This window comes from Candidatus Kinetoplastibacterium oncopeltii TCC290E (assembly GCF_000340865.1).
GTDB lineage: Bacteria > Pseudomonadota > Gammaproteobacteria > Burkholderiales > Burkholderiaceae_B > Kinetoplastidibacterium > Kinetoplastidibacterium stringomonadis.
Genome location: NC_020299.1, coordinates 510891 through 528660, shown reverse-complemented (window position 1 = coordinate 528660; position 17770 = coordinate 510891). Strand labels below are relative to the sequence as shown.

17 protein-coding genes are annotated in these 17770 nt (G+C 29.6%); 8 read left to right on the top strand and 9 right to left on the bottom strand.

Annotated elements, in window-relative coordinates:
* Positions 1-22: 22 nt before the first annotated feature.
* Positions 23-796: a uracil-DNA glycosylase gene (locus tag CONE_RS02415; RefSeq protein ID WP_015397160.1), complete on the top strand. Its 774-nt coding sequence runs from the start codon at positions 23-25 to the stop codon at positions 794-796.
* Positions 797-812: 16 nt separating this feature from the next.
* Here the strand turns inward: CONE_RS02415 and lplT are convergent, their stop codons facing one another.
* Complete coding sequence (lplT, locus tag CONE_RS02410; RefSeq protein WP_015397159.1) at positions 813-2075, bottom strand: lysophospholipid transporter LplT; 1263 nt, start codon at positions 2073-2075, stop codon at positions 813-815.
* A gap of 348 nt (positions 2076-2423) precedes the next feature.
* Here lplT and CONE_RS02405 point away from each other — a divergent pair, with 348 nt between their 5' ends.
* The gene (locus CONE_RS02405) at positions 2424-3371 is read left to right on the top strand and encodes a hypothetical protein (protein ID WP_015397158.1); all 948 of its coding nucleotides are present in this window, start codon (positions 2424-2426) and stop codon (positions 3369-3371) included.
* Positions 3371-5425, top strand: coding sequence for an NAD-dependent DNA ligase LigA (ligA, locus tag CONE_RS02400; RefSeq protein ID WP_015397157.1), 2055 nt, complete (start codon positions 3371-3373; stop codon positions 5423-5425). The genes CONE_RS02405 and ligA overlap by 1 nt, the downstream gene beginning before the upstream one ends.
* A gap of 11 nt (positions 5426-5436) precedes the next feature.
* Here the strand turns inward: ligA and CONE_RS02395 are convergent, their stop codons facing one another.
* The 7 genes from CONE_RS02395 to fdxA are packed head-to-tail and all read right to left on the bottom strand — an operon-like array spanning position 5437 to position 9529.
* Entirely contained in the window at positions 5437-6213 is a 777-nt protein-coding gene (locus tag CONE_RS02395) for a foldase protein PrsA (RefSeq protein WP_015397156.1), read from the bottom strand.
* Positions 6214-6230: 17 nt separating this feature from the next.
* The gene (locus CONE_RS02390; RefSeq protein WP_015397155.1) at positions 6231-6494 is read right to left on the bottom strand and encodes a BolA family protein; all 264 of its coding nucleotides are present in this window, start codon (positions 6492-6494) and stop codon (positions 6231-6233) included.
* Complete coding sequence (locus tag CONE_RS02385; RefSeq protein ID WP_015397154.1) at positions 6487-7035, bottom strand: inner membrane-spanning protein YciB; 549 nt, start codon at positions 7033-7035, stop codon at positions 6487-6489. Before CONE_RS02385 ends, CONE_RS02390 begins: the two co-directional genes overlap by 8 nt.
* Before the next feature lie 40 nt (positions 7036-7075).
* Positions 7076-7708: an endonuclease III gene (nth, locus tag CONE_RS02380; protein ID WP_015397153.1), complete on the bottom strand. Its 633-nt coding sequence runs from the start codon at positions 7706-7708 to the stop codon at positions 7076-7078.
* Between the two features lie 15 nt (positions 7709-7723).
* Complete coding sequence (locus tag CONE_RS02375) at positions 7724-8344, bottom strand: RnfABCDGE type electron transport complex subunit B (RefSeq protein WP_015397152.1); 621 nt, start codon at positions 8342-8344, stop codon at positions 7724-7726.
* Positions 8345-8390: 46 nt separating this feature from the next.
* On the bottom strand, positions 8391-9194 hold the full coding sequence (locus tag CONE_RS02370; protein WP_015397151.1) for a ferredoxin--NADP reductase: 804 nt from the start codon (positions 9192-9194) through the stop codon (positions 8391-8393).
* A gap of 11 nt (positions 9195-9205) precedes the next feature.
* Positions 9206-9529 (bottom strand): ferredoxin FdxA, encoded by a 324-nt coding sequence (fdxA, locus tag CONE_RS02365; protein ID WP_015397150.1) that lies wholly within the window; start codon positions 9527-9529, stop codon positions 9206-9208.
* A gap of 142 nt (positions 9530-9671) precedes the next feature.
* Here fdxA and pncB point away from each other — a divergent pair, with 142 nt between their 5' ends.
* The 5 genes from pncB to accD all read left to right on the top strand — a co-directional run bounded on the left by pncB (position 9672) and on the right by accD (position 15005).
* Complete coding sequence (gene pncB, locus CONE_RS02360) at positions 9672-10841, top strand: nicotinate phosphoribosyltransferase (RefSeq protein WP_015397149.1); 1170 nt, start codon at positions 9672-9674, stop codon at positions 10839-10841.
* Positions 10842-11067: 226 nt separating this feature from the next.
* Positions 11068-11907 (top strand): HD domain-containing protein, encoded by an 840-nt coding sequence (locus CONE_RS02355; RefSeq protein WP_015397148.1) that lies wholly within the window; start codon positions 11068-11070, stop codon positions 11905-11907.
* A gap of 161 nt (positions 11908-12068) precedes the next feature.
* Complete coding sequence (gene trpB, locus CONE_RS02350) at positions 12069-13265, top strand: tryptophan synthase subunit beta (protein ID WP_015397147.1); 1197 nt, start codon at positions 12069-12071, stop codon at positions 13263-13265.
* An 11-nt stretch (positions 13266-13276) separates the two neighbouring features.
* A complete protein-coding gene (trpA, locus tag CONE_RS02345) occupies positions 13277-14104 on the top strand; it encodes a tryptophan synthase subunit alpha (RefSeq protein ID WP_015397146.1) in 828 nt (275 codons plus the stop codon).
* A 43-nt stretch (positions 14105-14147) separates the two neighbouring features.
* Positions 14148-15005 (top strand): acetyl-CoA carboxylase, carboxyltransferase subunit beta, encoded by an 858-nt coding sequence (accD, locus tag CONE_RS02340; RefSeq protein ID WP_015397145.1) that lies wholly within the window; start codon positions 14148-14150, stop codon positions 15003-15005.
* Positions 15006-15063: 58 nt separating this feature from the next.
* Here accD and CONE_RS02335 read toward each other — a convergent pair whose 3' ends face one another.
* The gene (locus CONE_RS02335; protein WP_015397144.1) at positions 15064-17619 is read right to left on the bottom strand and encodes an Rne/Rng family ribonuclease; all 2556 of its coding nucleotides are present in this window, start codon (positions 17617-17619) and stop codon (positions 15064-15066) included.
* Positions 17620-17770: the final 151 nt, after the last annotated feature.

Sequence of the window (17770 nt, the reverse complement as noted above, 5' to 3'; positions counted from 1 at the left end):
ATAGTAAACAATCTTATAGTATATGTCTTTAAATAAATTTCAATGTTTACTTTTAGAAGAGATGGGTATAGAAGAATCTATTTATTCTAAATTCACCGATAAAAAAACAAATATTAACAAAATATCTCTTTTGGACGATAACTATAAGAGCGAACATTTAAGTAATATTGTAGTTAATGAAATTGGTAAAAAGAATATTGATAATAGAAAAGATTTAATAGATAAGCCAGACTCATTTGCTAATATATTAAAATTAAAAATTAAAAATTGTAAAAAATGTGTTCTATGTAATAACAGGAAAAATGTTGTATTCGGAACAGGTGTTTTAATTAATGTTAATTGTATGGTAATAGGTGAAGCCCCTGGTGAATATGAAGATATTGAAGGTAAGCCTTTTGTAGGCAAATCGGGCAAATTACTGGATATGATGCTTGATTCTATCAATATAAGTCGACTTTCTAATGCATTTATTTCTAATATTGTAAAATGCCGTCCTCCAGGAAATCGAAATCCTAGGCCAGAAGAGATAGATTCTTGTCTTCCTTATTTAATGGATCAAATAGACATTATCAATCCTAAAACGATATTAGCTTTAGGTAAGTTTGCGGCTAATACACTTCTATGTAGCGATGAAAGCATAAAAAATATGAGAGGTAAGATTCATAACTTTCAATCTAGAAAATCTAATATACCAGTTGTTGTGAGCTACCATCCAGCTTATCTATTAAGGAAACCTGAAGAAAAACCGTTATCTTGGAATGACCTTAGGTTGATATCTTCTTTGATTGAAAAATAATAAATTCTAGTCTGTATTACATATTTCTATATGAAATGTTTCTATGATTCCAGTATGTAAATAAAGACATAGATATTATAACTAATAGACTATATATAACTATAATAGTATCTATTTTTACTTGCATCCAGGAGAGTAATGTATAAATACTAACCATTAATAATACATTTAATTGTTCGTTAAAATTTTGTACAGCAATGGAGTTTCCTGCTGATAAAAGTATCCTGCCTCTATGCTGTAGTATAGCATTTAGTGGAACAACAAAAAAACCAGATAGTGTACCAATTGCTAGAAGCAATATATAAGCATGTGATAATTTATTTATTAAAGGCATCAATAACATTATTAATCCTATAATTATACCTATTGGCAAAACATATAGTGCTTTTTTTAATATCACAATTTTAGCGACTATTATAGCTCCTATTATAGTTCCTATAGCTACTGTTCCTATTAAGGCATAAGTTTGATCTAAGGAGTATTCTAAATGTTGTTGACTCCATTCAATTACAATTATCTGCAAGCTAGCACTTACCCCCCAGAATATTGTAGTTACAGAAAGTGATATTTTTCCTATTTTATCTTTCCATAAAGTAGATACATTTTTATAAAAATTGATAGTTAGGTTATTAAAATTAATACTTGATTCCGGATATTTGATATTAGTTTTTGTAATTAATATATTAAATATTGCAGATAGCAAATATATTAATAATATAACTAAAATAGCTGCTTCTGATTTACTTGTAGCAAATTTAAATACAGAATGATTTAGTAATAAATAGTATGATATTTTAGATGATAAAAGATAACTTCCTAGACATGTACCTAGTATTATCGACAAAACTGTAAGACCTTCTATCCAACTATTACCTTTCACCAATGATTCTGGATCCAATATTTCAGTAACAATACCGTATTTTGCTGGTGAGTAGATAGCAGCACCAATACCAACTAACCCATATGAAATAATTATTATAAAACAATTTATAGAATTCAGATTACTCAAAAAGTTGCAAAAAAGCATTATAAAACAACCAGATAATTTGATAAAATTTGCAACTAGCATGACTTGACCTTTAGGGAATCTATCTGATAATGTTCCGGCAAATGGTGCAAGTACAACATAGGCAAGAGCGAAAAACCATTTCATAAATGGAATTGCCCACTCAGGTCCAGAATTTTCTAAAATCATTGATATGGCAGCAATAAACAGAGCATTATCTGCAAGTGATGATAATGCTTGTGCTGCCATTATAATGTAAAATTGATTTTTCAAAAATGGACTCCTTTAGCCATTACTTTAGAATTATTCATTAAATAATTATATCAATTTTATAATTGATATATAAGTTTGTAGAAATGCAAAGCTATAATAGCTTTTAGCTAGTTTATTTGTTAAAAGATACTTCATTTATGTGAAAATGCATATATATAATTCAGCATATTATATCGATTAATGGGTATTTTTTTTAAACACTATTGTTTAGTATTATTGAAAAATTCATATTACAAGATTAATTATTGCTACAATACATTATATCTTCCTTACTTTTTTAGTGATATATTTGATTTGTGAGCAATGAAAATATATTGTTTTATTAAATCAATACTATAAAATACAAAGATGAGAAATAATTTTTTAAAATATATTATCAATATAATAGGTAAAATAAAATCTATTATTTTTTATATTAAATCCAGATTGTATGCTGATAAAACTTCTTCTTTGTCATCAAAAAATTGCAAATTTAATACTTTAAATATTAGTGGTGATCATGATTTTCACGATCTTGACCCTTTCATAGAAGTAATGATTCTAGTAAATTTCAAACCAAGTGTTCAAGGTACGGAATTATCTTATCATTTAGAAGATTTTAAAAATATAGGTAGTAATTTCATAAGAATTATTTTTGAAGATAGCGTCGGGAAAAGAAGTGAGGTTTTACATGATAATAATAATTATGTATCCGCTAGTGTTTTTGTTACGTTAGCTAATCGTAGTGGTCCTATAGATTCTGAGCAGTGGCATAAAATAGTAAGTATTTCTAGGAAATTAGCTAATGATTTTAATGCTATGATAATAGTTCCTGATAAACAAATAGTGATAGATAAAGCAAAAAATTTAGATATTCTATGTGCATCTTTAGACGCACAAATAAAATTTGGAATATTAACTGATAGTTTTTTTTCAAAAGAAGAATTGACAGAAATTATCTGCAATTTTGACTTCTACAAATCCAATGATAAATACATATTAAAGTCTGATCGAATTCGAATATATTTATCAGATGATGCATTATATTCTAATGGTAAAAATAATGATTGTTGTAGATTAAGTATTGTAATGGATGTTCCATGTTCTATACAAGATGAGAATATTCTAGATATTTTTTTTGATTTATCAAATAAAATTGCAATAAAGCTAAATGCTAAATTAATTGATATTAATGGTTTCATTTTGAATCACGATTCAAAAGAACTTATCAGTAATCAGTTAAAAAGAATATTTAAAAGATTAGATGATTGTGGTTTTAAATCAGGAAGTTATAGGTCTAAAAGAGTTTTCAAATAATGTTTCAGGATATTGAGTTATTAAAATATAAAATAGAAAGTTTACGCAGGACTATAGAAGAACATAACGTACACTATTATTGCTACGACAGTCCTATAATTAGTGATTTAGAGTATGATAACTTAATGTGCGAGCTATTAAATCTTGAATCTACTTATCCAGATTTGATAACAAAATATTCCCCTACTCAGAGGGTGGGCTCTAGCCCTCTTGCATCGTTTGATAAAATTGAACATTCTGTTCCTATGTTATCACTTTCCAACGCATTTACATCAGAAGATGTTGATTTGTTCAATAAAAGAGTCATTTCTTTATTGAGAAAGAAAATTGAGATTAAAAATGATATTGAGTATTTTTGTGATCTAAAATTAGATGGCCTTGCTGTGAATATTAGATATGAAGATGGTGTTTTAGCTTATGGATCTACAAGAGGTGATGGTTATATTGGAGAGGATGTTACTTCCAATATACGTGCTATAAAATCTATCCCATTAAGACTGGTTGGAGATGTACCTAAAGTTTTGGATATAAGGGGAGAAGTCCTAATGTATAAAAAGGATTTCGAAAATCTTAATAATAATAATATAAAAAATGGAGAAAGGGTTTTTGTAAATCCTCGTAATGCTGCTGCTGGAAGTTTGAGAAATCTTGACTCAAAGATAAGTGCTATGCGCAAATTAAGATTTTTTGCTTATGGCTGGGGAAATATTACTGATAACAATCATCCTAATAAAATAATAAAATTAAATCATAAAACTCATGAATCAGTACTTGATTGGTTTGTTTCATTAGGATTGCCGGTAAATAAAAGATATCATAAGGTTGTATCAGGAATTGATGGCATATTAGATTACTATAAATCAATAGTTAAGAATCGTAATTTTTTACCTTATGGTATAGATGGCGTAGTTTATAAAGTGAATTCTTTGAATAAGCAAAATATTCTTGGATATTCTTCAAGAGCACCCAGATTTGCCCTAGCTCACAAATTTTTAGCAGAAGAGGCGGTAACTCAGCTTGTAGCTATAGATATTCAGGTTGGTAGAACCGGCGCTATAACTCCTGTCGCTCGTCTTAATCCTATTTTTGTAGGTGGAGTTACTGTTTCTAATGCAACGTTGCATAACGAAAATGAAATAAGACGTAAGGATATACGTATAGGAGATTTTGTTATAATTAGAAGAGCTGGCGATGTAATTCCAGAAGTCGTTTCTACTGTTGCAGAATTGAGGCCTAAAGATACTATACAATTTCATATGTTAGATCGTTGTCCTGTTTGTGATTCTGCGATTAAAAGAATCGAAAATGAAGTAACATATCGCTGTACAGGTGGTTTGTGTTGTCCTGCGCAGTTAAAACAAGGCTTGCATCATGCTCTAAGCCGTAAGGCTTTTAATATTATTGGTTTTGGAAAAAAATTAGTTGATAAGTTGGTTGATATAGGGTGTATAAGATCTTTGGTCGATGTTTTTAGATTGACTTTTTCTGATTTAATGAATGTAGAATTAGTAGCAGAAAAATCTGCTACTAATTTATTAAAATCTATTGATAGTGCACGTAAACCAAGTTTAAGTAGCTTTTTATTTGCAATGGGTATAAAGCATGTAGGAGAGGCAACTGCTGTTGATATATCTAAAAGATTTCGTACAATCGAGAATATTATATTTGCTAGTTTTGAGGATTTTTTATCAGTTAAAGATATAGGATATAAGACTGCTTACTCTATAAGACTATTCTTTTCTGAAAAACATAATCTTGACGTGATTAGCTCATTAAAATCTATAGATGTATATCCACTACCTGAAAAACAGACAAAATCTAATTGCAAACTAGAAGGGAAATTGTTTGCAATAACAGGTAAATTACCAAATATATCAAGAGAAGAAATGATAAAATACATAGAAAGCAACGGTGGAAAAGTAACAAATCATATATCTAAAAAAATTAATTATTTAATAGCAGGTGAAAGTTTCGGAAAGAAATTAGAATTTGCAGAAAATAATGGAATACAAGTAATAGATCAAGAAGCATTCATCAAGCTAATTGATCTATAGTTTTTAATTTTTTATGTATTGACCTTTGATTTATTTCTTAACTCTTTCTGATATTCTGATATAAGTTTTTGTTTTAAGATCTCTTCGATTTGTGGCTTAACCTGATCCAGATCAGGGAATTCTACTGTCCTTATATCATTAAGTTGTATTATGTGCCATCCAAATTGAGTTTTAACTGGTTTTTGAACAATCTCTCCAATACTGAGATCTTTAATTGAATCAGAGAAAGACTTCACATAGTTTTCTAATGATCCCCATCCTAGGTCTCCACCATTTATAGCACTAGCAGTATCTTTAGAGTTTTCTTTTGCTATATTTTTGAATTTATTAACATCTAATTTAATAATGCCAAGTAATTCATTAGCTCTGTTTTCTGTATCCACTAGTATGTGACTCAACTTAAATTCTCTTTTTATAGATTGTTCTTTTTTTAATCTATCATATTCATTTTTTACGCTAGATTCCGATATGGGATGTTTATTTATATATTCATTTAAAAAAGTTCTAACTATAATGCTATTTTTAGCTAAATCTATCTCAGCTTGCACATCTTTCCTTTTAGGAATATCTGATTTTTCTGCTTCTTTTATTAATATTTGTCTGTTTATCAATTCCTGTTTTACTTGTTCTCTAAGTTGATCAGATTCTTGGGCTCCTTGAGCAACCAATAATTCTATAAATTGATCTACGCTATTTTGAGTAATTGGTACTCCATCAACTGTTGCTATATTTTTAGAGAATGCGGAAGTTATTGACAACATAAATAACATTATTATTAACTTTTTCATTAGGATCCTTTTATATTTTATGGTTTAGTATTTATAGCAAGAGCATGAATAGGAAATGGTATTAAATCTTTTAAGCATTTATACACAAGCTTATGTTGTTCTATAGTAGATAAATTTATAAATTTATCTGACATTATTTTTATAGTGTAATGTCCAGCTGAATTATTATTATGGTTTTCATGTAGGCTAGAATCATCTCTTATATCAATATATGTTGGCTCTAAGTGAGATAACCTAACTTTTATTAGTTCTATAATTTTATCTGATTTGATATTATTCATCGTCATTATTTATATATTTTTTAAAAAATATGAATTGTATTGTAATAAGCACCGTAAATAATACAGGGAATCCTATTATTTTGAATACTACCCATTCCTTTTCACTAAAAAAACCGGAAAACGCTATAAATATGTTTATAAAACCCATTATGATAAAAAAACATATAAAAGATTTATTTATATAGCTCCATATTTTTTTAGGAAGTATAATTTTATTATTTAAAGTAGTGTATATAATATCTCTTTTTAAAATTAATCTATAAAATAGTATAATAAGCCCAATTATCCAGTAAACTATAGTTGGTTTAGCTTTTATAAAAACGTCATTCTCAAGAAAAATAGTAGTACTGCCAAGTATTATGATTATTAAATTGCTTATTACCTTTATTTTATTCGTTTTTATTTGGAAAAATTTTATATAAGCCAGTTGAAATATGCATGACAGTACAATTACCTTTGTAGATATGTATATATCATTTGTATACATGTAGGTAGAGAAAAATAGAGCTATTGGTAATATATCAGATGTAATTCTTTTCATTTAGTTTTGTTTCTAGTTTGATATTTCATCAGGACATTAATTAAATATTTTTATAATATTCACATAAATCATTTATTGGACAATGACTGCATTTAGGGTTACGTTTTACACATATATATCTCCCGAATAGGACTAGCATATGATGGGCTTTGTGTAAATACCTGTTAGGTATGTTTCTAATAAGTTTATTTTCAACATCAATAAGTTTTTTGCCTTTTGCTATACCAGTTCTATTTGATACTCTAAAAACGTGTGTATCAACAGCTATGGTTGGTTGATTAAATGCAACATTTAAAACGACATTAGCAGTTTTTCTTCCGACACCTGGTAAGGATTCTAATCCTTCTCTAGTATTTGGTACTTTGTTACAAAATTTATTAATTATTAAATCGCAAGTTTTTAAAATATTATGAGCTTTAATATGATACAGTCCTACGTTTCTTATGAGATTTTCCATTTTTAGTATTCCAAGACTTAGCATTAACTCTGGAGTCCCATAATCAGAAAATAATATTCTTGTAGAATAATTAACAGATTCATCCTTAGATTGTGCAGAAAGAATCACAGCTATTAATAGTTGGAAATCTGTGTAATATTTAAGTTCAGTCTTGGGTGTAGGATTGATTCGTTCTAAACGATCAAAAATTTTTTCACATGCATCATTATTATTCATAAAATAATTATAATTTTATTCAGTTCTCATATTTCTTGCTTTATTTAATATTCTTTCAATCAACAATTTCTTTTTATCTAATTCATGAAAATCAATATCATTTTCTTTAGTGTTTCTATAATTATCACTCATTAAACTATGTTTATTAATTGATTTATCGTATGTCCTTTTCTTTGTGTCTTCATAGCGTTCGCGTGCTATTTTTGCATCTTCTTTGTTCCAGGTTCTGCCTGAAGATTTCATTTTGATACAATCAACTGGACATACTGATAAACACAATTCACATCCAGTACACCAGTCTTGTACTATAGAATGCATTAGTTTGTTAGATCCAATTATAGCGCTTACAGGACATGATTTTATACATAATGTGCATCCTATACATTCACTTTCTTCTATATAAGCAACCATTAGTTTTTCAAATTTCTCATCAGGATTTTCATCGATTTTTTTTAATTTTAATTTATAAGAAATTTCTTTTGAAACAGTATTTCCACCTGGATTACATAAATTTATATTAGCTTTTTTATTAACTATTGCATTTGCATAAGACATACAGTCTGCATAACCACATTTTCTACATTGAGTTTGTGGTAAAGAATCATCTATTATACTAATTAATTCCTTAGTTGACATGTTTCCCTACATAAGATCTTTTGATAATTTTAAATTAAAATAATCATTACCAATAATTTTCCATAACTAGATTTTTTGAATCATCAGAATTTTTAGTTGCAAATCCTCTTTCGATCAATATTCTACGAACATCTAATAACATTGCTGGATTTCCACAAAGCATAACACTAGAGGACTTGCAATCCAATATTTCTTCAGCTTTTTTTTCTAAAATTCCATTTTCTATAATTATAGGCAAACGTTCATGCAGTATATTGTGTGTATTTTCTTTTGTTGTTATTGGTACGTAATTTAATATATTTCCAATAATAGATTGTTTTTCTTTTATTTTATTTATTATTGTTTGATAAGTTAATTCTTCTGTTTTTCTAACGCTATGTACAAGTATAATTTTTTTAAAATAATCCCAAGTTTTATTGTCTTTTAATATAGAAATATAAGCAGATATTCCTGTGCCAGTTGCTATTAACCATAAGTTATCGTTGCTTTTTTGAAATTGGTCTACTGTTAAAAAACCAAAAGATTGTTTTCTAACAAATACGGTCTGATCAATATCTAATTTAGATAGGATCTTGCTAAATTGTCCGTTAGGCACAATAACATAATAAAATTCTAGGTCCCCTTCATTAGGGGAACTAACCATTGAATAAGCTCTCCATATTATGTTTTTTTCTTTGTTATCATGATTTTCAATTTCAAACCCAATGCGTGTGAATTGTCCTGCTTTGAAGAAAAAATTTTTATCTTTAGTCAACGTAATGGAAAATAGTTTTCCAGGAACCCATTCATTTATATTTTTTATTTTTTGAATGGAGTAACTATGATTATTATTTAATAAATTTACTATCATATAGATTACGCCTATTTTTTTAAAAGTTTAAGTTTATCTGATATTCCATTCCATTTGTCGGCATCGTAATATGGTTCTTTAGATCTTGATATACTATTAAATTTCTTTGATAACTCACTATTTATTGATATAAATATTTTTTGGTCTTCTGGCAAGTCTTCTTCGTACAAAATGGCATTAGCAGGACATTCGGAAACACATACCGCACAATCAATACATTCATCTGGATCTATTACTAAAAAATTTTCTCCTTCTCGAAAACAGTCAACTGGGCATACATCAACACAGTCTGTATATTTGCAGTTTATACAGTTTTCAGTAACAACATGAGTCATCCTATAACCTTTCCTTGATAGAATATACAATAAAAAAAGATAATAATGTATCATTAAAAACTTATTTGTTTTTATATTTTTATTTATTACTTTTATAAATTTGAAATTACATTGTTTTTTTTGCTGGAAAAGTTTATTTCATATGATAATAGATTCTTTGCTTGATACAGATCTGTATAAATTTACTATGATGCAAGTTGTTTTGCATCATTTCCCTTCTGCGGAGGTTGTTTATCGTTTTAAATGTCGCAGTATTGGAGTAAATTTGTCTTCTCATATTGAAGAAATACAAGAGGAAATAAGTCATTTATGTACTTTAAGATTTACTGATGATGAACTAAATTATTTAGAGAAATTTAGATTTATAAAGAGTGATTTTATAGATTTCTTAAGATTATTTTACCTGCCAAAGAGATGCGTTTCTATATCAAATGGTAGTAATAATGGAGAGATAAATATTACTGTAAATGGTCCTTGGTTACATACCATACTATTTGAAATATTTATATTAGCTATAGTAAATGAGGTTTACTTTCGTAATAAAGACATTAGTCTAGAAGAGGGTAGGAAACGCTTAATGTCAAAGATTGATTTAGTTTCGAAAGATAATAATCTAATAAATTTTAGAATTGCTGAATATGGAACCAGGCGTAGATTTTCCAAATTATGGCATAACGAAGTTGTTTCTACAATGAAACAGTATATGGGTAAAAATTTTATTGGTACAAGTAACGTTATGTTAGCAAAACGTTATGATGTTTCTCCATTAGGAACTATGGGTCATGAATATTTACAAGCTTGTCAAGCTCTCGGTCCTAGGCTTAGAGATTCGCAGGTTTTTGCTTTTGATATATGGGCAAAAGAGTATAGAGGTGACCTAGGAATTGTTTTATCAGATGTATACGGAATGGAAGCTTTTTTAAGAGATTTCGATACTTATTTTTGTAAATTATTTGACGGAGTTCGTCATGATTCAGGTGATCCATTTCTTTGGGGAGATCGTTTGCTAGATCATTATTCAAAAAATCGAGTAGACTGTAGGAATAAAACTTTGGTTTTTTCGGATTCGTTAACGTTTCCATTAGCTATAAGATTATTACATTATTTCTCAGGTAGATGTAGGGTTACTTTTGGAATAGGTACTAATTTAACTAATGACATGGGCAATAATCCTTTGCAAATAGTAATGAAAATGGTTCGTTGTAATGATCAGCCAGTAGCAAAAGTTTCAGATTCTTCTGAGAAAATAATATGTGAAGATCCAGAATATCTATCTTATCTAAGAAAGGTTTTCAATTTGCCATTAATTTAGAAAATTATATTATGATGTAATACACAAATAGATACTAAGTTTTTACGCTATATGTAAATATTTTTGGATATTTAATGTTATCTCTAACAATATCAAAAATTATTTCAATTGACAGTTAATTGTTAGTCATGGCTTCTAGCTATTTTTATGTAAAAAAAACAGTGATTTCGATAAAATATCCGATAGTTATCTACCGATTGTTTTAAATTTTAGTGGTGGTCTAGCAATGACTATAGAAGATTCATCAATTATTAATGTTGACAGGAATTTATATATTCCTGTTTCACCATATACTGCTATTTACGATATTCCAGTAAAATATATAAAAAACAATATAGGTTTTTTAAGTTTTTTTAGTGTTAGCAATAACAAAATTGTGTCAACATATAGATCTAGCAGCATTAAATATTTCATCAACCACAATGGAATTATAAAAAGCATGTTGTTAGCTATGACATTAGAGTTAAGAACTATACTGTCTAGATTATTATGGAGGCTACAGACTTTCAGTTATCTAGTTTCAAAACCAAGATATAAGATAATTTATGATATAGAAGATATGATTTTTAAGATGCTATATCCTGATCAATATGAGGAAATCGCTCTGTTATTTGATTCACAAAAAATAGAGCGCAAACTATATATAGAGAATACTTTGAGTAAAATCAAACATGTTCTTAATAGATATGGGATTAAATCAGAAATTAATGGTAGATTAAAACATATATACAGCATATGGAATAAGATGCGTATAAAAAATATCGATTTCGCAAAGTTATACGATTTAAGTGCAGTTAGGATTGTAGTTGATGATATCAAAACGTGTTATATAGTTCTTGATATTATACATAAGTTATGGAACCACATACCTGAAGAATTTGATGATTATATATCCAAACCAAAAGCAAATGGTTATCAATCATTACATACTGTTGTAATAGATAAGGATAATTATTTAATAGAGATTCAAATAAGAACTTATAATATGCATAATTTTGCAGAACATGGTTTAGCAGCTCATTGGTACTATAAAAAATTTAGAAATATCAGTAATATTTACCCGTGAGTTTTTTTACAAGACATTGGTTAAAATTATTAATATTGTTCGGTACAATATGTAAATATTGAAATATATGTGAACATTTTGATTAAATATTAGGTTATAATCAGCTATTGCTAGATATTTTATTAGTATTTGTTTATTGACGTTAACGGAGAATATTTTTCGTGAGTTATAACTATCCTGATAGTTCTGGACATTTTGGTCCATATGGTGGCGTTTTTGTAGCTGAAACTCTTATACATGCATTGAGTGATCTTCGTCTTTCTTATGATAAGTATAGGTTTGATGATCATTTTAAAAATGAATTTGAAAGTGAGTTGAAGCATTTCGTTGGTAGACCTAGTCCTGTCTATCATGCTAGACGTTTATCAGAGTCTATTGGTGGAGCTCAAATATGGTTCAAACGCGAAGATCTAAATCATACTGGTGCTCACAAGGTTAATAATTGTGTTGGACAGGCTTTATTAGCACAGAGAATGGGCAAGCGTCGTATAATAGCAGAAACTGGTGCTGGCCAACATGGAGTAGCAACAGCTGCAGTAGCAGCTAGATATGGCATGGAATGTGTCGTTTATATGGGTAGTGAGGATATACGAAGACAAGCTTCTAATGTTTATCGCATGAAATTATTTGGTGCTAGTGTAATACCTGTCACATCAGGATCCTGTACTCTGAAAGATGCTCTAAATGAAGCTATGCGTGATTGGGTTTCAACTATAGATAACACTTTTTATATTATTGGTACTGTTGCAGGTCCAGATCCTTATCCTCGTATGGTTAGAGATTTTCAAGCTATAATAGGAAAGGAATGTTTGTTTCAAATGCCAGAGTGTGCTGGCAAACAGCCAGATTATGTTGTTGCTGCTGTTGGTGGTGGATCTAATGCTATAGGTATATTTTATCCATATATCCCTTATGAAAATATTAATTTAATAGGAGTGGAAGCTGCCGGATATGGAATTGATACAGGCAAACATTCTGCTTCTCTAAGTGCTGGCAAGATCGGTGTTTTGCATGGTAATCGAACATATGTAATTCAAGATAAGAATGGTCAAATTCAAGAAACTCACTCTGTTTCAGCAGGATTAGACTATCCAGGAGTTGGACCGGAGCATGCTTGGTTGAAAGAAACAGGCAGAGCCGAATACGTAAGTATAAAGGATGATGAAGCAATACAGGCTTTCCATGATTGTTGTTTGATAGAAGGTATAATGCCTGCTTTAGAATCTTCTCATGCTATTGCTCATGCTATGAAAATAGCGCCAGGCCTATCTAAAGATTCTATCGTTTTAGTAAATTTATCAGGACGTGGAGATAAGGATATGCATACTGTTGCTGAACGTTCTGGTATCATTTTATAAATTATACAAATATGAAAATAAATCGAATTAAGCACGCATTCTCTAAAGTTAAAGATAGTGGTCGTAAGGCTGCTTTGATTCCTTATATAACTGTTGGTGACCCGTCAGTTAATATAACAGTACCATTGATGCATGCTTTAGTTAATTCTGGTGCAGATATTATTGAGCTAGGTATACCATTTTCAGATCCCATGGCAGATGGCCCAATTATACAAAGATCTTCAGAGAGAGCAATATCCAGAAATATTGGTATAATAGATGTATTAAATCTTGTCGAAAAATTCCGTATTAATGATAATGAAACCCCAGTTGTATTGATGGGGTATGAAAATCCTATTGAATGCATAGGTCAGGAGAATTTTGTTAATTTGGCTAAGAAAAGTGGTATTGATGGTGTTCTTGTTGTCGATTCTCCACCTGAAGAGTCAGTTTATTTTTCTGAATTACTAAAGAAAAATAATATGCACCAAATTTTTTTATTGTCTCCTACATCGACAGAGGATAGAATTAGATATATTTCTAAAATAGCTAGTGGTTACATATATTATGTTTCCCTTAAAGGTGTTACTGGATCTGGTAGTTTAAATGTAAATGACGTTAATAAACGTTTAGAAATAATTCGCAAATATGTACAGATACCAGTTGGTGTCGGTTTTGGAGTCAAAGATTCTGAAACAGCAAAAAAAATTGCTGTTTCAGCTGATGCTATAGTTATTGGTAGTAGAATTATAGAATTAATGGAACAAGCATTCAATGATGCAAACGATATAGAAAAAGATGCTTGCGCTATAGAAGCGGCAGTGAACTTTATATCTACAATTAGTAATGAGTTGAGATAATACTGTTTAGTTTATTATTAATTTGTTCTTTAGAAGATCTCAAATGAGTTGGCTTGGTAAGCTTTTACCACGAATAAATAAATCTAATGATAGTGGCACTAGACGTGTTCCTGAGGGGCTATGGGTTAAGTGCAGCTCTTGTGAGTCTGTTTTATATAGTGATGATTTAGTTGATAGTCTGCAAGTTTGTCCAAAATGTAATTATCATATGAGAATCTGTGCTAGAACTCGTATTAATTACATGTTGGATGTTGAGAACAGAGTTGAAATATCTTCTAGAATTAGATCCATTGATATATTGAAATTTAAAGACAAAAGAAAATATAGTGATAGGCTCAATGAGGCTACTAAATCTACTGGAGAATCTGATGCTATTGTTATTTTTAGTGGTCTTATGTTCGATATACCTGTTGTTTTGGCTTGTTTTGAATTCCAATTTATGGGTGGATCTATGGGATCTGTTGTCGGAGAGAGATTTAAAGATGCTGTTCAGTATTCTATAAACAATAACATGCCTTTTATATGCATATCAGCTTCTGGTGGTGCTCGCATGCAGGAAAGTCTATTTTCCTTGATGCAAATGGCCAAAACCAATGCTATGTTGACATTACTTTCATCATCAAAATTGCCATTTATCAGTATATTAACTGACCCTACCATGGGTGGCGTATCAGCTAGTTTTGCTTTTATGGGAGATGTTATAATTGCGGAACCAAAAGCCTTAATAGGTTTTGCAGGACCGAGGGTAATAGAGCAAACAGTTCGTGAGAAACTACCTGATGGATTCCAGAAGTCTGAATTTTTGCTTCAGAAAGGAGCGATAGATATGGTTGTTGATAGGAGAAACCTAAAAAGAAAGGTTGCTGATATCATATCTCTTTTAATGCCCAAGCGTAAATAATTAGTCATTATTTCATTTAAAAAACCCATCCATTATTATAATGGATGGGAACTATTTTTTATTTCTTCGTTTCTACTTGTATTAAAGGTTTTCTATTATTTTCTTTATTACAATTACTTAAATCGCTTACATATGTTTTTCTTCCTAATTTTGCGGATATGTTACTTGCCTCTATATTTCCATGAATATCATTAGTTTTTGTTTCAACCATTTTTAAGATGCCTAAGTTTATTCCTTGACTATCAGATGTCTTTGTTTTATCTTCCAAAGAAATGTTGCCTTCTGCATTATTTAATGTGAAATTTGTTAACTTTGATTTCAATAATTGATTGTCATCATCTATCTTTTTCGAAATACTAATTTCGGGGATAGGATTCATTTTATTTTTTTCTAAATCTATATCTTGAGCTTTACTGCTATCTACATTTAGATTTGAAGAAAAGGAATGATCTATCTTATCCGTAGCTTTTATTAAAGAATTATCAAAATCACGATTCTTTTTATTATGACGTCTACGGTTAACGTACTTACGTTCACTTTTCTCTGATATAGGACTAACATTTGTTAAATTTGCAATATCAATATCCTGTGTGATTTGCTTTGATAATTTTTCTTCATTTTGCACAATAGATTGATCATTCAAAATATTCCGTTTGTTTTTTATAGAATCTTTTTTATTATTAATAGTTGAATTTATATTTTTATCTTCATTGACAGTATCCAATTGCTTATTAGCATAAACTGTTTGTGATTCTGTTTTGTTATTTACATCGTTAATTTCATTATTTAATGGTTGTTTCCTATTTTGTGAAATTTTATTTTGTTGTTTATTCTTATATTTATACTTTCTATCAACCTTTAGAATTCTACTGTTTTCTGTATTGGATATACCTTCAATATTATTATCACTATTTTTTGTATTTTTTCTCCACAGCCAAGATAATATTATTTTAAATATATTATTTTTCTTGACTTTATTTATATCTTTTTTAATTATTGGCATAGGAGCAGGTTGAGAAGGAGTAGCTGTTTTTACTATTGCTTCTGGACGAATTTTTTCTTCCGTCTCTGAGTTATTAAATATAATATTATTAATAGGTGCATCGATCATTCTAAAGCTCGTTTTATTTTCTTCAAGCTTTTGATCATCTTGTTTTAGTCTTTCAATATTATAATTGGGTGTTTCCAAATATTTATTTGGTATTAATATCAATTTGATTTTTTGTTGACTTTCTATATTGTTTATATCATTACGCTTCTCATTAAGCAGATAAGTAGCAACATCTACTGGAACTTGTGCATGTATAATATAAGTTCCTTCTTTCATTGCTTCTTCTTGAATTAACCTTAGTATTTGTAAGGCGCTTGACTCTGTATCTCTAATTACACCAGTTCCCGTGCATCTTGGACATATTTTATGAGAAGCTTCATTCAATGCTGGACGTAATCTTTGACGAGATAGCTCTATCAAGCCAAATTTTGATATCTTGCCCATTTGTACTCTAGCTCTATCCACTCTTAAAGATTCTCTCAACCTTTGTTCTACTGATCTTTGATTTTTTGCATCATCCATATCAATAAAATCTATAACAATAAGTCCTCCGAGATCACGTAGTCTTAATTGTCTAGCTACTTCGTCAGCTGCTTCCTGATTAGTTAGAAGGGCTGTTTCCTCAATATCAGAACCTCTTGTAGATTTTGCTGAATTGACATCTATAGCAACCAATGCTTCAGTATGATCAATAACTATTGATCCTCCAGATGGTAGTTGTATCATACGAGAATAAGCAGTTTCTATTTGATGTTCTATTTGAAATCTTGAGAATAGTGGCACATCAGACTGATAATGCTTTACACGTTGTATATTATCAGGCATGACTATACTCATAAATGCAGTTACTTGTTTTACTATATCGTCATTGTCTATTAGAATTTCGCTAATGTTAGGGGAAAAGTAATCACGGATTGCTCTTATTACTAAACTAGACTCTAGGTATATAAGTATTGGAGATTGATTTTCTGATGATGCTTTATCTATTGCATTCCATAATTGTAATAAATAGGATAAATCCCACTGAAGCTCGTTTGAAGTTCGTCCAATACCAGCGGTGCGAGCTATAATGCTCATGCCTTCAGGAACACTTAATTGCTCCATGGTTTCTCGTAATTCTTGTCGTTCTTCTCCTTCTATTCTACGGGATACTCCACCACCTCTTGGGTTATTTGGCATAAGAACTAGATATCTTCCTGCTAGAGAAATGAAAGTGGTAAGTGCAGCTCCTTTGTTGCCACGCTCTTCCTTTTCTACTTGTACTATTAGTTCTAAGCCTTCCGTTATAACATCTTGTATCCTAGCTCCTTTGATATCAATACCTTCTTTGAAATAATTTTTAGTTATTTCTTTAAAAGGAAGGAATCCATGTTTATCCTCACCATAATTGATAAAGCATGCCTCTAAACCAGGTTCTACTCTTGTAATAGTTCCTTTATATATGTTGCCTTTACGTTGTTCTCGTCCAGCTGTTTCTATATCAATATCTATAAGTTTTTGCCCATCAACAATTGCAACGCGAAGTTCTTCTTGGTGCGTTGCATTAAATAACATTCTTTTCATTATTGGTATTCTCCATTACCATATGCCAAAACCGGCTTTTAATTTTTATTTAATCTGATCTTTGCATTAAATATTTCTAAGTAGGTATTTTCTGTGTACAGGCAGATTCAATTTACAAGCTACATCCAATCTTTTTAATATGTTGTTTTAG